Here is a 16,445-nt window from a genome sequence, read left to right as displayed (position 1 = left end):
GGCGGCCACCCGCCCGCCCGGCGTGGTGGCGGCGGGTCACGGCTCTGGCTGCGCGTGGGCTCATGGCGGCCGGGTTGAGGCTGCCTCCGCGGTTCCTGCGGGCGGTGGTCCGCGGACTTGTGGTGACGTGGCGGTGGTGGCGGGCGTGGGTTCGGGTCGCGGACTACCGGCGAGCCGCGGAGGCGTCGGAGAAGTTGGCCGACAAGTTCGGGGACATCCGGGCGCTGGCCTTGTTCCGGTGGAAGGTCACCGGCTCCGTTCTGACGGTCGCCTCGGTGGTGGTCGCGGTGGGACACCTCTTCTACGGACCGGTGGTCCTCTGGGCGGCAGGCGCTGCGCTGTCGGTGGTCTTGGCCGTGCTGGGGAGGAGGAAGGACGGCGCACCGGGACGTAAACCGGTGCTCTCCGGGCCGCGTGCGTTGACGTGGACGATGGACCCGGGCGTGCTCGTGGAGGCGTTCCGGGACGCGAAGCTCATCGGCAAGGACGAGTCGCTCCGGTTGGTCGAACGCACGGCGCGGCACGGAGACGGGTGGGCGGTCACGCTCGATCTACCCGCCACGCGCAAGGCGGTGGACGTGGTGCGGAACCGGGACGCGTTGGCGTCGGCGCTCGCGGTGGACGAGGTTCAGCTCGCCGTGGAACGTGTTCGTGGCAACGGAGGCCACGCGGGCAGGGTGGCGCTGTGGGTTGCGGACGTGGACCCGTATGACTCGCCGCCACACCGGACTCCGCTGGTGGACGCCGAGCGGTGGGACGCGTGGCGGCCGGTGCCGTTCGGGCGGGACGCGCGGGGGCGGGCCGTGGAGCTGCCGCTGGTGTGGACGTCGTTGCTCGTGGGCGCGATTCCCAGGCAGGGCAAGACTTTCGCTGCACGGTTGGCGGTCACGGGCTTGATCCTCGATCCGTTCACGCGGCTGTACGTCGCGGACTTCAAGGCGGGCAAGGACTGGCACGCCGCGGCACGGGTGGCGCACCGGTTCATGTCCGGTGACGAGCCAGGTCACGTCCTGGTTCTCGTGGACTGGCTGGTGGAGCTGATCGGCGAAGTCCAACGGCGGTACGGGCGGATGCGCGAGTTGGACGACGACGTGTGCCCGGAGTCGAAGATCACCCCGACCATGTCCCGAGACCCCGAGTTGGACATGCCGGTGACCGCGATCGTCGTGGACGAAGTGCAGATCCCCTTGGAGGACAGGACATCCCTGGAGGTTCAGGGGCGCAAGCTGACCGCCGGTGAGTACGTGGGCGAGCTGTTGACGTGGCTCGCCAGGAAGGGGCCTGCGGCCGGGGTCGTGCTGGTGTTGGCCACTCAACGGCCGGACTCCAGGACCATCCCGTCGAGCCTGCGCGCGGTGATGGGGTCGCGGTTCGCGTTGCGGGTCATGGACTGGCGCGACAGCAACATCGTGCTGGGCGACCAGATGAACACGCGCGGGTACGACAGCAGCCGGTTGTCCGCTTCCCACAAGGGAGTGGGCATCCTGCGGCCGGACGGGGACACCGCCGGACCCGAGGTGCTCGCCACGACCGTGCGGACCTACTACATGCCCAACGAGGACTGGCGGGTCGTCTGCGACCGGGGCCGGGCGTCCCGGGAAGCCGAAGGCACGTTGACCGGGCACGCCGTCGGACGCGATCTCACGCCCGTGGCACGGGCCATCGGAACCCGGTCCGACGGGCCTGGCCTACCCGAGCCGCTTCAGTCCGTCGTGGACTACCTGGGCGCGGACGAACGCGAGTTCGTGCCCACGGCCGAACTCACGGAAGCACTGGAGGTCGAGCCGAAGACGTTCGGAGTGCGGATGGCGGAACTCGGGTGCCCGCCGACCCGCGACCGCATCACGACCGCACACGGCCTCCGGCAAGTGCGCGGCTACGCGACAGCCGAGATCAGGGCGGCGGCACGCCGGCACCGAGCGATCGACGGTGAAGTGGTCGACGGCTGACCTGTCACACAGCGGCAGGGCCGACCCGTCACGTGTCACACGACGTGTGACGGGTCGGCCCTGCCATGAGCAGCGGAAACGTTCGTTGTGACGGGTGGGACGGGTGCCGGCACCCGTCCCGTCGACGCCGTTCAGTCCACCATGAACAGGTCATCGAACTGCATGGGGGCGAGCGCGGTCAGCGCGCCGCCGATGAACGCCGGCCCGGGTTGGATCTCGCCGGTCTTCACGCGCATCACCGTGGAACGGTTGAGATCCATCGCTTTGGCCAACGCGTAGTCGGAGCCGAATCCGGCGAGCCGTGCCGCCTTCACGAAGGCCAGGCTGCGGAGTTTGATCGTGTGCGGCATGAGCGCCCTCCCTGGGCCGGGGGTGGAACGGGGGTGTCGCCGGGGCTGACGGTCCCGGCGACACCCCGGGCTCACGAACCCTGCGGTGCCCACTCGGGCGGCAGGGCTGACGGGTCGCGGAGGATCGCCTGCACCACGAGATCCGGCGCGACGCGCACCGACCGCACCGTGCACTCGTCCACCGCGAAGTGCGCGACGGCGCGATCCACCGTTTCCAGGCTCGCGCGGAACCGGCCGTCCACCGAGATGACCTCGACGTGACCGGGGAAGGACATCCCCCACGCCACCACGTGGGCGTTCGGCTCGTGCGCCTGGTCCTGCACGATCGCGAACAGGCCGGGCGCGTTGCGCAGGACCATGTCCTGCACCGTGCGCTCGTAAACCTCCGGGTCGCGCAGGGCATCCAGGTAGGGGTTCGCCTCGTCGTCCCCGCCGTCGTTCTCGTCCGCCAGTGCGGTCGTCATGTGGTACCTCCCGATCGATCGTCACCACTCGACCGAGTGGTGAATTCGCTGAAGTCAGCTTGTCGGGAGATAGAGCGAGAATAAATGTCCAGCCAGTGCCCACTGCTGCCCTTTCAGGCCCTAAGCTTGTCAGCGCTGACATCGGCGACTGGAGGTGAACCGATGGATCATGGCCGCAGCCGGACCCTGTTCGGCGAACTGCTGAGGGAACGAGGGCAGACCGCCGAGGAGTTCAGCGAGTACGCCAACGCGTACGCGCACGAGCACCACATTTCGGCGACGTTGAGCGTTCGCCACGTGCATCGCCTGACCCAGGGTCGTAGAGAGGACGGCAAGCCCCTGGGTGCGTTGCGCGCAGGCACCAGGCGACTGCTCGAAGAACTCTTCGACACTCCCGCCGATGTGCTGCTCACGCCGGTGATCGCTCAGCTTCAACCACCTTCCGACGAGGGGTTGGAATTGCGCGCACGGTTGGCAGCAGGACGTCGGGTCGATCTTCAGACCGTTGCCCTCATGCAACAGAAGTTGGACCTCACGCGGGTCATCGACCGGCGCTTGGGCGCAACGTCGCTCACGGACGACCTCTGCGGGCAGATCAGCTTCATGTGGCGATTGCTCACCGACGTGGTCGACCACCCGGTGCGGACCGAACTCGCCCGGGTGCTGGTCGACGCCTCGACGCTCGCCGGGTGGCAGTCGCTCGACCAAGGCCGACCGGTGGACGCGTGGCAGCACTACGACCGGGCGCGCGGTGCGGCGAGGGTTGCGGAGTCGCCGGCCCTCGACGCCTACGCGTGCGCCGGACAGGCAGTTGTGTTGCTCGACGTCCAGGACACCGCGACCGCCGTCGAACTCACGCGGTACGCGTGCGGGATAGCGCGAAACAGCGCTCCACGGCTGTTGTCCTCCTGGCTGACCGCCGCTCACGGAGAGGCGTTGGCGGCGGCAGGAGAACGGGAGGCGAGCCTACGGGCGTTCGAGGAGGCCGCACGGACGATGCCGGTCGAGTCGGACACGTCGTTCCTGGTCTTCGACCACACCCATCTCGACCGGTGGCGTGGAAGCGCACTCGCCAGGCTCGGCGACGTCGAAGCCGTGGACTTGCTGTCCAGGGTGCTGGACGAACTGGACCCCACCTTCACCCGTGCGGAAACCGCGCTGCGGGTCGACCTGTCCCAGGTGCTGTCGTGGAACGGGAACGACGAGGAGGCGATGGCGCACGCGGAACGCGCGCGACTGCTCGCCACCCAGGTGGGATCAGCCAGACAACGGCGGCGGCTCGACGCCTTGGCCTGCTGACCTCTTGGCGCGGCGCTTCGGCATCCGGGCGCCCAGGATCTCGGCGGCTTTGCGATCGGACGCGGCCACCCACGCGGCGTAGACGCGCAACGTCGTCGCCCCTCCCCCGCCGTGGCCAAGCCGGCCGGCCACCGTGCGGAGGTCTACGCCGGCGGTCAGCAGTTCGGTCGCCGAGTAGTGGCGCAACGCGTGGATATGGGTGTCGATCTTGAGGCGTTCGGCCATGTCCTTGTAGCGGCTGGACACCGCGTGCGGCGAGTACGGAACCGTGGGATCGGCGTTCCGCACGCCCATGAACACGTACATGTCCCGGGTCAGCTCAACCCCCAGTTCCGCCATGCGGTCGCGGCACCGCTGACGGTGTTCCATGAGCAGCACAAGGGTTTCGTTGTCCAACGCGATCCGACGAATCTGATGGGTCTTGGTGTCCTTCTCCTTGCCCACCCCACGCCGCAGGGTGTAGCTGCGCCGGATCTCGACCATGCCTTCCTCAAGGTCCACATGGGACCAGCGCAACGCGCAGACCTCACCGCGACGCACGCCGGTGGTCATCACCAGCCACACGAGGGTGCCGAAGTCCTCGTCCAGTTCGAACGCCGATTCGGCGAGCCGGGCCGCGTCGGCGGGCGACGGCGGATCGGGTTGCGGCGGCTTCTGCTTCGGTTTCTGCGCCACCTTCGCGGGATTCGCGGTGATCCACTCCCACCGCACGGCCGCGTTCAGCACGCCGCTGATGATCGCGTGCACCTGCCGGATGGAGGACGAGGCCATGGGCCGGCACTTGTGCGCCTTGCACTTCCGCTCGACGCAGTCGTGCTTGTTCTTCACCTTGTGCTCCACGAACGGCTTGCCGTCGCAGCGGACGCGGCACCGACGCAATTCGGCGTACAGGTTCTCCAGCGTCAGCGCGGTCAACTTCCGCACCTGCGCACCGCCGAGGACCGGCCGAATGGTGCGCTCGATGTACCCGACGTAGCCGTCACGCGTGGTGTCCTCCAATTCGGCGGTGCGCAACCACTCGTCAATGGCGTGCGAGAACGTGACGGTCGTGCTCGTGGAACGCTGCTGGTCGACCTGCGCCAACAGGCGCGTCATCGTCTTGTCGGCAACCTTGTACGCGGCGCGGTCGGTGCCTTTCACCGACTCGGTGAGGTACACATCGCGGCCGGTGACCGGATCTTTGCCCGCGAACACGCGGACCTGAAGGGAGTTGCCACGAGTTCGGACGCTGCCCCGCTTCCGACGGCCATCCGAGGTGTCTTCGCTGGTCATGACCCCATGGTGACTTAACGGTTCATGGACAGCCACATGGACAGTTGATCTTCATTCGATCTTGAAAAGGCGAGTTTCGCCTGCGTGACGTGGTAGGGCGGGTGGGGCTCGAACCCACGACCTGACGGATTATGAGTCCGCTGCTCTGACCAGCTGAGCTACCGCCCCCTGATGTGCGGTTCAGGAGGGTACAGATCGGAGCGCGTCTCGTCCCGGCAACCCGGTGGCACGTGACCAAGCCGTGCTACGGGGCGCCCAGGTCGGAGGGGTGGTAGCCGGTCGGGTAGCCGCGGTACGTGCGGTTTTTCGGTTGGGTGGTCAGGGTGGACGCGCGGCGGGGCGGGAGGTGGCGGACTACGTGGGACCGCAGTTTCAGGGCGGTTCCGGTCAGGAGGGTGACGGTGGGTGAGGGGCGGGGGAAGCCGAAGGCCCTCGACATCCTCGGGTCGAGGAAGGAGAGGATCGCGGTTCTCGTCGCGCGGGCCGGGATCAGCGGGTACCACGAGCAGAACAGGTCGATCGTGTACGTGCCGATGGCCCTGTTCGTGTCGCTGTACACGAACTCGCGCTCCTCGAACTCCTCCTTGAAGCGGCGGAACTCGGCGTAGTCCCGCGGGATGTCCTTCACGCCCATCCGGGCGCCCACCTCGCGGTAGAAGTGGAAGGCGGCGAGGGCCTCGTGGTCCGACGGCGGGCGCCAGCCGAACCTCGTCAGCCAGTCGACCGGGTCGTACACGAACGTGGACAGCACGTAGCGCAGGTCGTCGTTCGCGATGGCGTACCGGCCGTGCAGGCGGTTCACCACGCGCAGCGCCTCCTTGCCGCGCGGCGAGTCGTAGCCGTGCTCCACGAGTTCCGCCATCAGCAGCGCGGTGTCGTCGTAGCGCTTCTGCGGGCGTTTCGCGAACTCGCCGGTACGCGCCAACAGCCCCGATATCGACGGCACGCAGTAGGTCCGGAACAACGCGAACTCCAGCGCCTTCACGTAGTCCCACGGGAACTCGTAACCCGACGACAGGCGCAGGATCTCGTGGTGGTCGGCCACCGGGTCCAGCGACTCGATGCGGCGGAGGGTGGCGTAGCGGTCGGGCACGGTGCCAGCATCCCAGGCGCGGAGCACGCGCGGGGAAGCCGTTGCGCCGAACAGGTGTGAGCGGCCGAGGGCGGGGGAACCCGTGGGCGGTGGACAAGCACGGACAAGCACGGACAAGCACGGAAAAGACCGAGGACCCCGTCGGGGAACGGGGTCCTCGGTCGTGCGCTCCCCCAACTGGATTCGAACCAGTAACCCTTCGATTAACAGTCGAATGCTCTGCCGTTGAGCTATGGGGGAATGTTCTGTTGTAGCGCCGGGGTGGCCCCGACGAGAGACAACTATAGAGCATGCCGACGGGTGCTCGCGCACACCCCCCTCGCTGTGCGGCAGTATGGGAGTTGACCAGGCACGATGGGACGAGAGGACCAGTCATGAAGGCCATCCTGTTCGGCGTCGCGGTCGGGTACGTCCTGGGCGCTCGCGCCGGGCGCGAGCGCTACGACCAGATCGCCCGCGCCTTCCGCGCGCTGACCGACCACCCCGCGGTGCAGGGCGCGGCCGGCGTGGTGCGGGCGAAGGTGGGCGAGAAGACCGGGTTCGGCCGGAAGACGGGCAGCCGGACCATCGCGACCAACGGGCACCGGCCCGATCCCGTCATCCCCAGGGCGAACTGAGCCCGACCACGCCGGGCCGCAGCACCTTCGCGTACACGCCGAAGGTGAGGTCGTGCCCGGCGAGGGCTTTCAGGGCGGCGGCGCCGACCATCACGCAGCGGGTGGCCGGGCCGACCACCTCGAACTCGGCGTCGCCCGCGGTGAACCGGCGGCCGGCCCACGCGTCCTCGACGCGGTCCGCGCCCGGCGCGTCGACCACCACGTTCGCCCGCACGGTCCGCCAGTCCACGCCCAGCCACCGCAACGAGGCCGTGGTGACCACGTGCACGGGGTGTTCGTCGTGGTGGCGCACGGCACCCTCCGGCGCGATCTCCACCGGCCTGCCCACCACCTCCGACACCAGCGCGGCCAACCCCGGGTCCGACACCGGGAACGCGCGGCCGTCGGGCAGGGTCAGCTCCGCCTCGTCGCCGACCATCCGGGCGGACATCTCGGGAAGGCGCGGCAGCCGGACGAACCGCCGGGTGGTCTTGCCCGAGCCGAACCGGCCCTCGGGGGTGCGCAGCGCCCACCAGCGGTCGTGACGCGCGCCGCGCGGTCCGAACGCCAACTCCGGGAGTTCCTCGCCGCGCACCGACTTCACCGGGTAGCGGCCCAGCGCGACGACCTTCACGGCACCCGCGCCACGGCGAAGATCCGGCGGAACGGGAACCAGGTCGTGCCGTCGGGGCGGACCGGGTAGGCCGCGCGCAGCAACGGCGCCAGCTCGCCGCGGAAGCGCGCCCACCCGGCGTCGTCCAGCGCCGCCCTGACCGGGCGCAGCGCGGTGCCGGTGATCCACTCCAGGACCGCGTCGGCACCGGTGAGCCGCTGGAGGTACGTGGTCTCCCAGACGTCCGCCTCGGCCTCCGCCAGCACCTCGGCGTACCCCTCCGGCTCCAGCACCGGCGCACGCCGCAGCAGGCCGCCCAGGGCGGGCCAGGAGGCGTCCACGAGGTCGTGCACCACCCGGTGCGAGGGTCCCGCGAAGTTGCCCGGCACCTGCATCGCGAGCCACGCGCCGGACGGCAGCGCGCGCACCCACCCGCGCAGCAGGTCCTCGTGCCCCGGCACCCACTGGAGCACCGCGTTGGTCACCACCACGTCGGTGTCCGGCGCGGGCGTCCACGTGGCGACGTCGGCGACCTCCGCGTCCAGCCCGCGACCCCGGGCCGCCTCGACCATCTCCGGCGAGGAGTCCAGCGCCTCCACCACGGCGTCCGGCCAGCGGGCCGCCAGCGACGTGGTCAGGTTGCCCGGACCGCAGCCCAGGTCGACCACCCGCCGGGGCCGCTCGGCGCCGACCCTCGCCACCAGCTCGTGGAACGGCCTCGACCGGTGGTCGGCGAACGCCAGGTACCTCCCGGGATCCCACACGGCACACCCCCGTCGTAGCAGTACGCCCGTACTGTTACGAACTCTACGCCGGTCAGCGGTCCGCGCGCAGCCCCGCGAGCTTCTCCGCGACGCCGGCCGCGACCCGCCGCACCTCGACCAGGTCCGCATCCGGGTCCGGCCGCACGTGCAGCACCACACCGTCCCGACCGGGCACCTTGCGCTGCACGAACCACGCCCGCAGCGCGTCCTGCCGCTCGCTGGTCCTGATCGCGCCGGTCACCCGCGCGTAGACCACCTCGGGCACCTTGCGCGGGTCGGCCAGCGGGAACCGGACGGGCGGCAGGTCGCGCAGCAGCACGGCCCGGCCCGCCTCCTCGCTCTCCTCGGCCTCGATCACCACCAGCGCGCCGCCGGACCAGGTCGCCTTGCTGACCAGGTGCCAGCCCAGCCGGCGCGGAGCGGCACCGGGCAGCCACAGGCCGAACGTGGTGGCGACCAGCCACCCGTCGCCCACCGCGGCCCACGCCAGCACGTGCTCGTCCTTGGCCAGGGCGCCGGTGAACCCCTTCGGCGCGCCGGACCCGAAAACCCTCCGCAGCGCTCCCGTCACAGCCCGCCCACCGCCTGTTCGCCCAGTTCCTTGTGGTAGGACTCCAACGCGATCAGGTCGCCGAACAGCGCGCGGTACTCGTCGGCCTCGTCGATCGGCGACACCCGCCGCAGCCGCGACTTGATCTCGGTGATCTGGTTGGCCACCAGCAGCTGCTGCAACCTGGTGAGCACCGACTGCACGTACCGGTACTCGTCGGACGCCTTGGTCTGCAACGGTTCCACGGCCAGCTCGGTCAGCACCGAGCGCACCGACTGCGGTCCGCACGCCTGCGCCACCGCGTCCACGAACACCGGCGCGGACAGGCCGCAGGACGCGCCGCCCGCCTCCCGGATCGCCTGGTGCAGCGCCAGGTACGCGGGGTGGGTGAACGCCTCGTCGGGCAGCGAGTCGTAGTACGGCCCGGCCATCTCGGGCAGTTGCAGCGCCGACTTCAGCGCCTCGCGCTGGTGCCAGAGCCGCGGGTCGCGCGGGTCGGGTCGGGTCGGGCCGTCCACGTCGACGGCGAGCGCGCCCTGGTTCGGGTCCGCGGGCCTGGCCCGCCCGGCGGCCTTGGGCCCGCCGCCGTTCGCGGTCTCCCGGACCCGGCGCACCACGGTGGACTCGTCCTCCCAGCCCACCCACCAGGCGAGCCGGGTCGCGTAGCCGTCGCGCTTGGAGCGGTCCTTGATCTGCGCCACGAACGGGACCATCTTCTTGAGCGCCTCGACCCGGCCGTCGACCGAGTCCAGGTCGTAGTCGCGCAGCTTGCTCTTGATCGCGAACTCGAACAGCGGCGTGCGCCGGGCGACCAGGTCGCGCACCGCCACGTCGCCCTTCTCCTGGCGCAGCTCGCACGGGTCCATGCCGTCCGGCGCGATCGCGATGTAGGTCTGCGCGGAGAACTGCTGCTCGCCGTCGAACGCCTTGAGCGCCGCCTTCTGGCCCGCCGCGTCGCCGTCGAAGGTGAAGATCACCTCGCCGTCCAGGTCGTCGTCGATCAGCAGCCGCCGCAACACGTTCATGTGGTCGGCGCCGAACGCCGTGCCGCAGGACGCGACCGCCGTCGGCACGCCCGCGAGGTGCATCGCCATCACGTCGGTGTAGCCCTCGACCACCACGGCCTGGCGCCGCTTGGCGATCTCCCGCTTGGCCAGGTCCAGCCCGAACAGCACGTGCGACTTCTTGTAGATCGGGCTCTCGCTGGTGTTGAGGTACTTGGCCTGGATCGGGTCGTCCTCGAAGATCCGGCGCGCGCCGAAGCCGACCACGTCGCCGCCCAGGTCCCGGATCGGCCACAGCAGCCGGCGGTGGAACCGGTCGATCGGCCCCTGCCTGCCCTCCTTGGTCAGCTGGGACTTGATCAGCTCGGTCAGCTCGAAACCCTTGTTCAGCAGGTGCTTGGTGAGCTTGTCCCACCCGCCGGGGGCGAACCCGCAGCCGAACCGGCGCGCGGCGGCCTCATCGAAACCGCGCTGCGCCAGGAACTCCCGGGCCGCCATCGCGTCCGGGGTCGCCAACTGCTCGGCGTAGAACTCGGCCGCCACGCGGTGCGCCTCGATCAGCCGGGACCGGGTGCCCCGGTCGCGCTGCACGGTCGCGCCGCCGCCCTCGTAGGTCAGCTGGATGCCCGCGCGGTCGGCGAGCCGCTCGACGGCCTCCACGAAGCCGAGGTGCTCGATCTTCATCACGAACGCGATGACGTCGCCGCCCTCGCCGCAGCCGAAGCAGTGGTACGTGCCGTGCGTGGGGCGGACGTTGAAGCTCGGCGACTTCTCGTCGTGGAACGGGCAGAGGCCCTTGAGCGCCCCGCCACCCGCCCGGCGCAGCGACACGTGGTCGCCGACCACTTCGTCCACGCGGCTGCGGTCACGCACCAGCGCGATGTCGCTCTCCCGGATGCGTCCTGCCACGGTCGCCGAGTCTAGTGCCGGCACACTGGGAGCCGTGACCGCCGCCGAGGAGACCCCGGAGACCCTGGCCGGCGCGTTCTCCGGGCACCGCGCGCACCTGGTCGGCGTGGCCTACCGGCTGACCGGCAGCGTGTCGGACGCCGAGGACGCCGTGCAGGAGGCGTGGCTGCGGCTGTCGTCCGGGCCCGCCGAGGGCGTCCGGGACCTGCGCGCGTGGCTGACCACGGTGGTGGGCCGGATCTGCCTGGACCGGCTGCGGTCGGCCGCGGTGCGGCGCGAGCGGTACGTGGGCTCGTGGCTGCCCGAACCGCTGGTGACCGCGTGGGCGGACGACCCGCTCGAGTCCGTGGTGCGCGACGACGGCGTGCGGATGGCGGCACTGGTGGTGCTGGACCGGCTCACGCCCGAGCAGCGGGTGTCGGTCGTGCTGCACGACGCGTTCGGCGTGCCGTTCGAGGAGGTCGGCGCGGTGCTGGGCTGCCCGGAGGCGACCGCGCGCCAGCACGCCTCGAGGGGCAGGCGGGCCGCGGCGGCCGCTCCCCCGCCGCCCAGGGTCGCCCTGGACGAGCAGCGCGAGGTGCTGGAGCGGTTCGTGGCCGCGCTGGCGAGCGGCGACGTGGACGCGGTGGTCTCGCTGCTGCACCCGGACGTCGTGGTGACCGGCGACGGCGGCGGCAAGGCGCGCACCGCGGTGCACGCGGTGGCGGGCGCGGACAAGGTCGCCCGGTTCGCGCTGGGGCTGCTGCGCAAGTACGGCGGACTCGGCGCGACGGTGCCCGTCCTGGTCAACGGCGACCTCGGGCTCAAGGTGCCGGGCGACGGCGAGCTCTCCGCGCGGATCAACGCGTTCGCGCTGCTCGACGGCCTGATCGTGGCGATCTACGACGTGGCGAACCCGGACAAGCTGCGCCACATCGAGTTCTGATCGACACTGCACGGAGTATCCGGCCCGACACCCGGAGTGAGCCTTCCGGTAGATCCGCTCCGGTCCGGACCTCGATACGGTCGACGGACGCCGCCTTGTGATCGTCGAGGAGGACGTCCCCCATGAGCGAAGAACACGAGTACGGCACGTCGCGGCGGGTTTTCATCGCCGGCGCGGCGGTCGCGGCGGTGGCCGGTGTCGGACTGGCCGCGAGCGGCACCGCGGCGCAGGGCGCGGCACTGCCCCTGACGCCGCAGTGCACCGACGGGCACGACACGCCGCCGGTGATCGAGGGCCCGTACTTCCGGCGCAACTCACCGCTGCGCACCAACCTGCGGACCACCGGCGTGACCGGGGTCCTGTTGAGCCTGACCGGTTTCGTCTACGACATCCGGTGCCGGCCGCTGGCCAACGTGCTGCTGGACTTCTGGCAGGCCGACCAGCGCGGCGAGTACGACAACACCACCTCGGCCTACCGGGGTCGCGGGCACCAGTTCACCGGCAAGGACGGCTCGTACACGCTGGAGACGATCGTGCCCAAGGACTACCCGGGCCGGACGCCGCACATCCACGTGAAGGTGCAGGCGCCCGGCGGGCCGATCCTCACGACGCAGCTGTACTTCCCGGGCACCACGAGGGCGTACGGGATGAACGTCGCGCAGCTCAACCAGCGCGACGCGTACTACATCACCCAGACCGTGATCACCCTCGGCACGCTGACCTCCAACCGGTACCCGGCCAAGTTCGACTTCGTGGTCGGCGTCTGACGCCCGGGAGGTGGCCGTCCGGGAGACACGGCCACCTCGCGGGGAGCGGGCTCACGGTCGGACGACCTGGGCCAGGAAGTAGATCGCGCCGGTCCGCTCGTGCCGCACCAGCAGCAGGTGCGGCCGGTCCACCCGCACGGTGACCGGAGGCTCGGTCGGCTGGAACGACGTCAGGCGCATGGTCAGCGCGGTCGCCGCCGCGCCCTCCAGACCCTGCTCGTCCAACCGCAGCACGGCCTCGTGCAGCGCCTCGTCCACGTACAGCCGCGGATCGGGGCTCAACCCGGTCAGGTCGGCGTCGCGGGTGAACAGCGCGCGCACGCCCACGGAGCGCAGCGCGTCGGTCAGCGGGGTGGTGGCGGTCAGGTCCAGTCGCGGCAGGAACAGCTCGACCTGCGCCCAGTCCAGCGCGGTCAGCGCGTCGCGGACCCCGTCCAGCGGGCCGAGGTCGGCGGCGGGCAGCAGCACGACCGCCTCCAGGCCACCGCGCGCGGGCAGCGCCACGGCCTCCCAGCCGGCCGTGCGGGCGTAGCGCAGCCGACCCTCGCGGCGCATGGTCGGCACGTCGCCGACGCCGCGGAACTGCCGGTCGGCGGTGTCGTGCGCGGGGAACTCGGCGGTCCAGCCCGCTTTCAGGTACAGCGCGTTGACCAGCGTCGCGACCGTGTCCGCCTTGATCGACCCGGACGGCAGCAGTTCGGGCACCAGACCCCGGGTGGTGTCGGCGACGTCGGCGTTGATCGTCTTGCGGACGCCCTCGGGGTCGGTGGTGAACGGCGCCTGGCGCACCCGACCGCCCGGCCACCGCGCCAACCCGGTCAGGAACTCCTCCTCCAGCGGCAGCCCGTCCCACGCCCACAGCGTGTTGGCGACCGCGAACTCCGCGTCCCGGCCCGGCTCGGACTCCCGCAGCAGCGCGGTGTTCCCTTGTCCGACAAGGGTTTCCAGCTCCCGCCGGGTCGTGCCGCGGGCCGCGTCGGCGGCCAGGCCGAGCGCACTGGCCACCGAGTAGGGCGACCAGCACGCGTTCGCCGCGCGGTCGGGCGCGACGGCGTCGTGCAGGGTGAGGGCGAACGTCAGGTGGGCTCGATCAGGCACGGGGTCTCCTGGATCAGGTCGGTTCGTCCGGGGTGTGGCGGCGGGGCACGGCGTCGGCCCCGGTCACCACCCGAGTGTGCCACCGGTCACACGCGGGCGGTCAGGTTGCGGTGCCACGCCACCGCCTGCGCGTCGGTGAGCAGCGCGACCTGGTCCACGACCACCCGCAGCCGCGCGGCGTCGTCGGCGGCCGCGGCGAAGGCCGGTCCGAACGCCGGGTCCAGGGCGTCGGGCGCGCGCTCCAGCAGGCCGCGCACCAGTTCCGCGACCAGTTCCCGTTGCCCCGCCTGCATCTCCAGCCGCACCGGGTCGCTCATCACGTACCGGACCGCGACCGCCTTGAGCAGCGCCACCTCCGCGGCGACCAGCGGCGGTACCACGAGGTCCGCGGCGTACCGGGTCAGCGGGCCGTCGCCGTGCACGTCCCTGGTCGCGCCGACCGCCGCCGAGGCGAACCGGCCGACCAGGTCGCTGGTCAACTGCTTGAGCGCCACCTGCGCGCCCAGCGAGCCGTCGTACTCGGCCAGTTCGGCGATCACCGGCAGCCGGGACAGTTCCGCCGCCACGTTCTCCAGGGTCGCGCTCGACTCGGGGGAGAAGTGCGCCGCCGCGAGGCACGCGATGACCGTCCGCTCCACCGGGTCGGCCAGCGAGGACAGCCGGATCCGGTGCGCCAACACGCCGTCCTCGACGTCGTGCACCGAGTACGCCACGTCGTCGGCCCAGTCCATGACCTGCGCCTCCAGGCAGCGCCGACCCTCGGGCGCGCCCTCGCGCACCCAGCCGAACACGTCCAGGTCGTCGTCGTACACGCCGAACTTGGCCACACCCGGCCGGCGCGGCCACGGGTACTTCGTCGCCGCGTCCAGGCACGCGCGGGTGAGGTTGAGGCCGCGCGCGGTCTTGGGCTCCAGCCGGGTCAGGATGCGCAGGGTCTGGGCGTTGCCCTCGAACCCGCCGCAGCCCACCGCGAGCGCGTCCAGCGCGCGTTCCCCGTTGTGCCCGAACGGCGGGTGCCCGATGTCGTGCGCGAGACCGGCCGTGTCGACCACGTCGGGGTCGCAGCCCAGTTCCTCGCCGATGCCGCGGCCGATCTGGGCGACCTCCAGCGAGTGGGTCAACCTGGTCCGCGGCACGCCGGTCACCTCGGCGCCCTCGCCCGGTCCGACGACCTGGGTCTTGCCCGCGAGCCGGCGCAGCGCGGCCGAGTGCAGGACCCGCGCGCGGTCGCGGGAGAACGGGGTGCGCGACTCGGTGCGCGCGCCGGGCAGCACCGCGCTCTTGGCCGGCTCGGCCAGCAGCCGCGCCGCGTCGTGCCCGGTGTAGCGCAGGCTCATCCGTCCAGCGTAATCGGGTGCCGGCGGGGTCAGAGCAGGATGCCGTCGAACGCGTCCACCGGCGCCTTCATCAGGTGGTAGTACAGCAGCGCGCCGGTTTCCCGGCGGATGTAGAACAGCTGCGTCTCGCGGGTTTGCACGTTGGGGCCGCTGCGGGTCGGCGACGTCCACGCCTCGAGGCCCTCGTCCTGCGCCATCGTCTTGGCGCGCAACGAGTGCCACGGGTCGGACACGATCACCGCGGTGGTCAGCGACCGGTCGCGGGCGGTCCGCGCGAGGGCCCGGATGCTGCCCAGCGTGTCGCTGCCCTCGCCGATCTCGAGCACCCGGTCGGCGGGAACTCCCCGTTCCACCAACCAGATCCGGCCCGCCTGGCCCTCGGTGAAGTTGTCGCCGGGCTGCCGGCCGCCGGTCGTCGCGATGTAGGAGACGACGCCCTGGTCGTAGAGCCTGCGGGCGTGCTCGAGGCGCGCCGCGAGCACGTCGGAGGGCACGCCGTTGAACTGCGCGGCGCCCAGCACGACGGCCATGTCGGCGTGCGTCCGGTCGTCCTCCCGCGCGACCTGCCACACCCGGAAGGCGGTGCCGCCCACCACGAGGAAACCGATCACCAGTGCGCCGAGGACGACCCGTTGGACCAACCGGCGGACCCTGGCCAGGAACGTTGGAGGCACTCTTGGATAATCCCACACGTCACGCGAAGATCACGCCATGGCAGCTGACCAGCCGACGATCGTGGCCACCTCGGGCGGTTTCCGGGCCGGCCGACGCACGCACCTGGAGTTCGGAAAACTCGTGCACCTGGCCGTCGACCTCTCCGGGGTCCACGGCCGCGCGCCGCGCCTGTGCCACGTCGGCACGGCGTCGGGCGACCAGCGCTCGTGGCACGCCGACATCACCGAGGCGGGCCAGCTCGCGGGGTGGCGGGTCAGCCACCTGAACCTGTTCGGCATGCCGCCGACCGACGACGTCGAGGGCTACGTGCTCGACCACGACGTGGTGTGGGTGGGCGGCGGGTCGGTGGCGAACCTGCTCGCGGTGTGGCAGGTGCACGGCCTCGGCGAGGTGATGCGCACGGCGTGGCGCAACGGGGTCGTGCTGGGCGGCGTGTCGGCGGGCTCGATCTGCTGGTACGTCGGCGGCACCACGGACTCGTTCGGGCCGGAGCTGCGCGTGGTGGACAACGGGCTCGCGTTCCTGCCCTACGGCAGCGGCGTGCACTTCGACAGCGAGCCGGCGCGCCGGCCGCGGGTGCACGAGGCGGTGGCGTCCGGCGCGCTGCCGACGACGCACTGCACCGACGAGGGCGCGGGGTTGGTCTACCACGGCGAGACGCTCGTGGAGGCGGTGTCGGAACTCGGCTCCGGCGGCGCGTACCTGGTCTCCCGCGAGGAAGCTTCAGGAAGCGCACAGGAGCATCCCCTCGACATCAGGCGGTTGTGAAAAGCACCGTTG

At 71.3% G+C, this 16,445-nt stretch carries 17 protein-coding genes and 2 tRNA genes; 6 read left to right on the top strand and 13 right to left on the bottom strand.

What is annotated here, in order from left to right:
• Positions 1-62 precede the first annotated feature (62 nt).
• On the top strand, positions 63-1,949 hold the full coding sequence (locus AB0G50_RS02100) for a cell division protein FtsK (RefSeq protein WP_360101198.1): 1,887 nt from the start codon (positions 63-65) through the stop codon (positions 1,947-1,949).
• Between the two features lie 131 nt (positions 1,950-2,080).
• Here AB0G50_RS02100 and AB0G50_RS02095 read toward each other — a convergent pair whose 3' ends face one another.
• A complete protein-coding gene (locus AB0G50_RS02095) occupies positions 2,081-2,299 on the bottom strand; it encodes a transcriptional regulator (protein ID WP_360101195.1) in 219 nt (72 codons plus the stop codon).
• Positions 2,300-2,370: 71 nt separating this feature from the next.
• Positions 2,371-2,763, bottom strand: a complete 393-nt coding sequence (locus AB0G50_RS02090; protein WP_360101192.1) for a hypothetical protein — start codon at positions 2,761-2,763, stop codon at positions 2,371-2,373.
• Between the two features lie 162 nt (positions 2,764-2,925).
• Between AB0G50_RS02090 and AB0G50_RS02085 the strand changes: the two genes are divergently transcribed.
• Entirely contained in the window at positions 2,926-4,062 is a 1,137-nt protein-coding gene (locus tag AB0G50_RS02085) for a hypothetical protein (protein ID WP_360101189.1), read from the top strand.
• Here the strand turns inward: AB0G50_RS02085 and AB0G50_RS02080 are convergent.
• The 4 genes from AB0G50_RS02080 to AB0G50_RS02065 all read right to left on the bottom strand — a co-directional run bounded on the left by AB0G50_RS02080 (position 4,021) and on the right by AB0G50_RS02065 (position 6,667).
• A complete protein-coding gene (locus AB0G50_RS02080) occupies positions 4,021-5,334 on the bottom strand; it encodes a site-specific integrase (protein WP_360101186.1) in 1,314 nt (437 codons plus the stop codon). The two genes, AB0G50_RS02085 and AB0G50_RS02080, sit on opposite strands and share 42 nt — an antisense overlap.
• A gap of 90 nt (positions 5,335-5,424) precedes the next feature.
• Positions 5,425-5,502 (bottom strand) — tRNA-Ile (locus AB0G50_RS02075).
• Between the two features lie 76 nt (positions 5,503-5,578).
• Entirely contained in the window at positions 5,579-6,427 is an 849-nt protein-coding gene (locus AB0G50_RS02070; protein WP_360101183.1) for an oxygenase MpaB family protein, read from the bottom strand.
• Positions 6,428-6,595: 168 nt separating this feature from the next.
• A tRNA-Asn gene (locus AB0G50_RS02065) sits at positions 6,596-6,667 on the bottom strand.
• A gap of 134 nt (positions 6,668-6,801) precedes the next feature.
• Between AB0G50_RS02065 and AB0G50_RS02060 the strand changes: the two genes are divergently transcribed.
• Positions 6,802-7,044 carry a hypothetical protein gene (locus AB0G50_RS02060; protein ID WP_360101180.1) on the top strand — a complete coding sequence of 81 codons (243 nt, stop codon included), beginning with the start codon at positions 6,802-6,804 and terminating at the stop codon, positions 7,042-7,044.
• Here the strand turns inward: AB0G50_RS02060 and AB0G50_RS02055 are convergent.
• From AB0G50_RS02055 to dnaG, 4 genes are read right to left on the bottom strand one after another with little or no spacing between them, the layout of a single operon-like run.
• A complete protein-coding gene (locus AB0G50_RS02055) occupies positions 7,025-7,657 on the bottom strand; it encodes an MOSC N-terminal beta barrel domain-containing protein (protein ID WP_360101177.1) in 633 nt (210 codons plus the stop codon). The two genes, AB0G50_RS02060 and AB0G50_RS02055, sit on opposite strands and share 20 nt — an antisense overlap.
• Complete coding sequence (locus AB0G50_RS02050; protein WP_360101174.1) at positions 7,654-8,400, bottom strand: trans-aconitate 2-methyltransferase; 747 nt, start codon at positions 8,398-8,400, stop codon at positions 7,654-7,656. Before AB0G50_RS02050 ends, AB0G50_RS02055 begins: the two co-directional genes overlap by 4 nt.
• Before the next feature lie 52 nt (positions 8,401-8,452).
• On the bottom strand, positions 8,453-8,971 hold the full coding sequence (locus AB0G50_RS02045; RefSeq protein ID WP_360101171.1) for a hypothetical protein: 519 nt from the start codon (positions 8,969-8,971) through the stop codon (positions 8,453-8,455).
• A complete protein-coding gene (gene dnaG, locus AB0G50_RS02040; protein WP_360101168.1) occupies positions 8,968-10,863 on the bottom strand; it encodes a DNA primase in 1,896 nt (631 codons plus the stop codon). The genes AB0G50_RS02045 and dnaG overlap by 4 nt, the downstream gene beginning before the upstream one ends.
• A 34-nt stretch (positions 10,864-10,897) precedes the next feature.
• On the opposite strand from dnaG, the gene sigJ reads away from it, so the two are divergent.
• Both sigJ and AB0G50_RS02030 read left to right on the top strand, forming a co-directional pair.
• Positions 10,898-11,788 (top strand): RNA polymerase sigma factor SigJ, encoded by an 891-nt coding sequence (gene sigJ, locus AB0G50_RS02035; RefSeq protein WP_360101165.1) that lies wholly within the window; start codon positions 10,898-10,900, stop codon positions 11,786-11,788.
• A gap of 122 nt (positions 11,789-11,910) precedes the next feature.
• Positions 11,911-12,555, top strand: a complete 645-nt coding sequence (locus AB0G50_RS02030) for a dioxygenase (protein WP_360101162.1) — start codon at positions 11,911-11,913, stop codon at positions 12,553-12,555.
• Positions 12,556-12,606: 51 nt separating this feature from the next.
• Here the strand turns inward: AB0G50_RS02030 and AB0G50_RS02025 are convergent, their stop codons facing one another.
• From AB0G50_RS02025 to AB0G50_RS02015, 3 genes are all read right to left on the bottom strand, one after another.
• Positions 12,607-13,653: a serpin family protein gene (locus AB0G50_RS02025; protein WP_360101159.1), complete on the bottom strand. Its 1,047-nt coding sequence runs from the start codon at positions 13,651-13,653 to the stop codon at positions 12,607-12,609.
• Positions 13,654-13,739: 86 nt separating this feature from the next.
• On the bottom strand, positions 13,740-14,990 hold the full coding sequence (locus tag AB0G50_RS02020) for a deoxyguanosinetriphosphate triphosphohydrolase (RefSeq protein ID WP_360101157.1): 1,251 nt from the start codon (positions 14,988-14,990) through the stop codon (positions 13,740-13,742).
• Positions 14,991-15,019: 29 nt separating this feature from the next.
• Positions 15,020-15,664, bottom strand: coding sequence for a YdcF family protein (locus AB0G50_RS02015; protein WP_360101154.1), 645 nt, complete (start codon positions 15,662-15,664; stop codon positions 15,020-15,022).
• 37 nt (positions 15,665-15,701) lie between these two features.
• On the opposite strand from AB0G50_RS02015, the gene AB0G50_RS02010 reads away from it, so the two are divergent.
• Positions 15,702-16,433: a peptidase E gene (locus AB0G50_RS02010; RefSeq protein ID WP_360101151.1), complete on the top strand. Its 732-nt coding sequence runs from the start codon at positions 15,702-15,704 to the stop codon at positions 16,431-16,433.
• Positions 16,434-16,445: the final 12 nt, after the last annotated feature.

Source organism: Actinosynnema sp. NPDC020468, from assembly GCF_040642015.1.
Classification (GTDB): Bacteria; Actinomycetota; Actinomycetes; order Mycobacteriales; family Pseudonocardiaceae; genus Actinosynnema.
The sequence above is the reverse complement of the archived record's forward strand: the minus strand, read 5'-3'. Positions and strand labels throughout refer to the sequence as shown.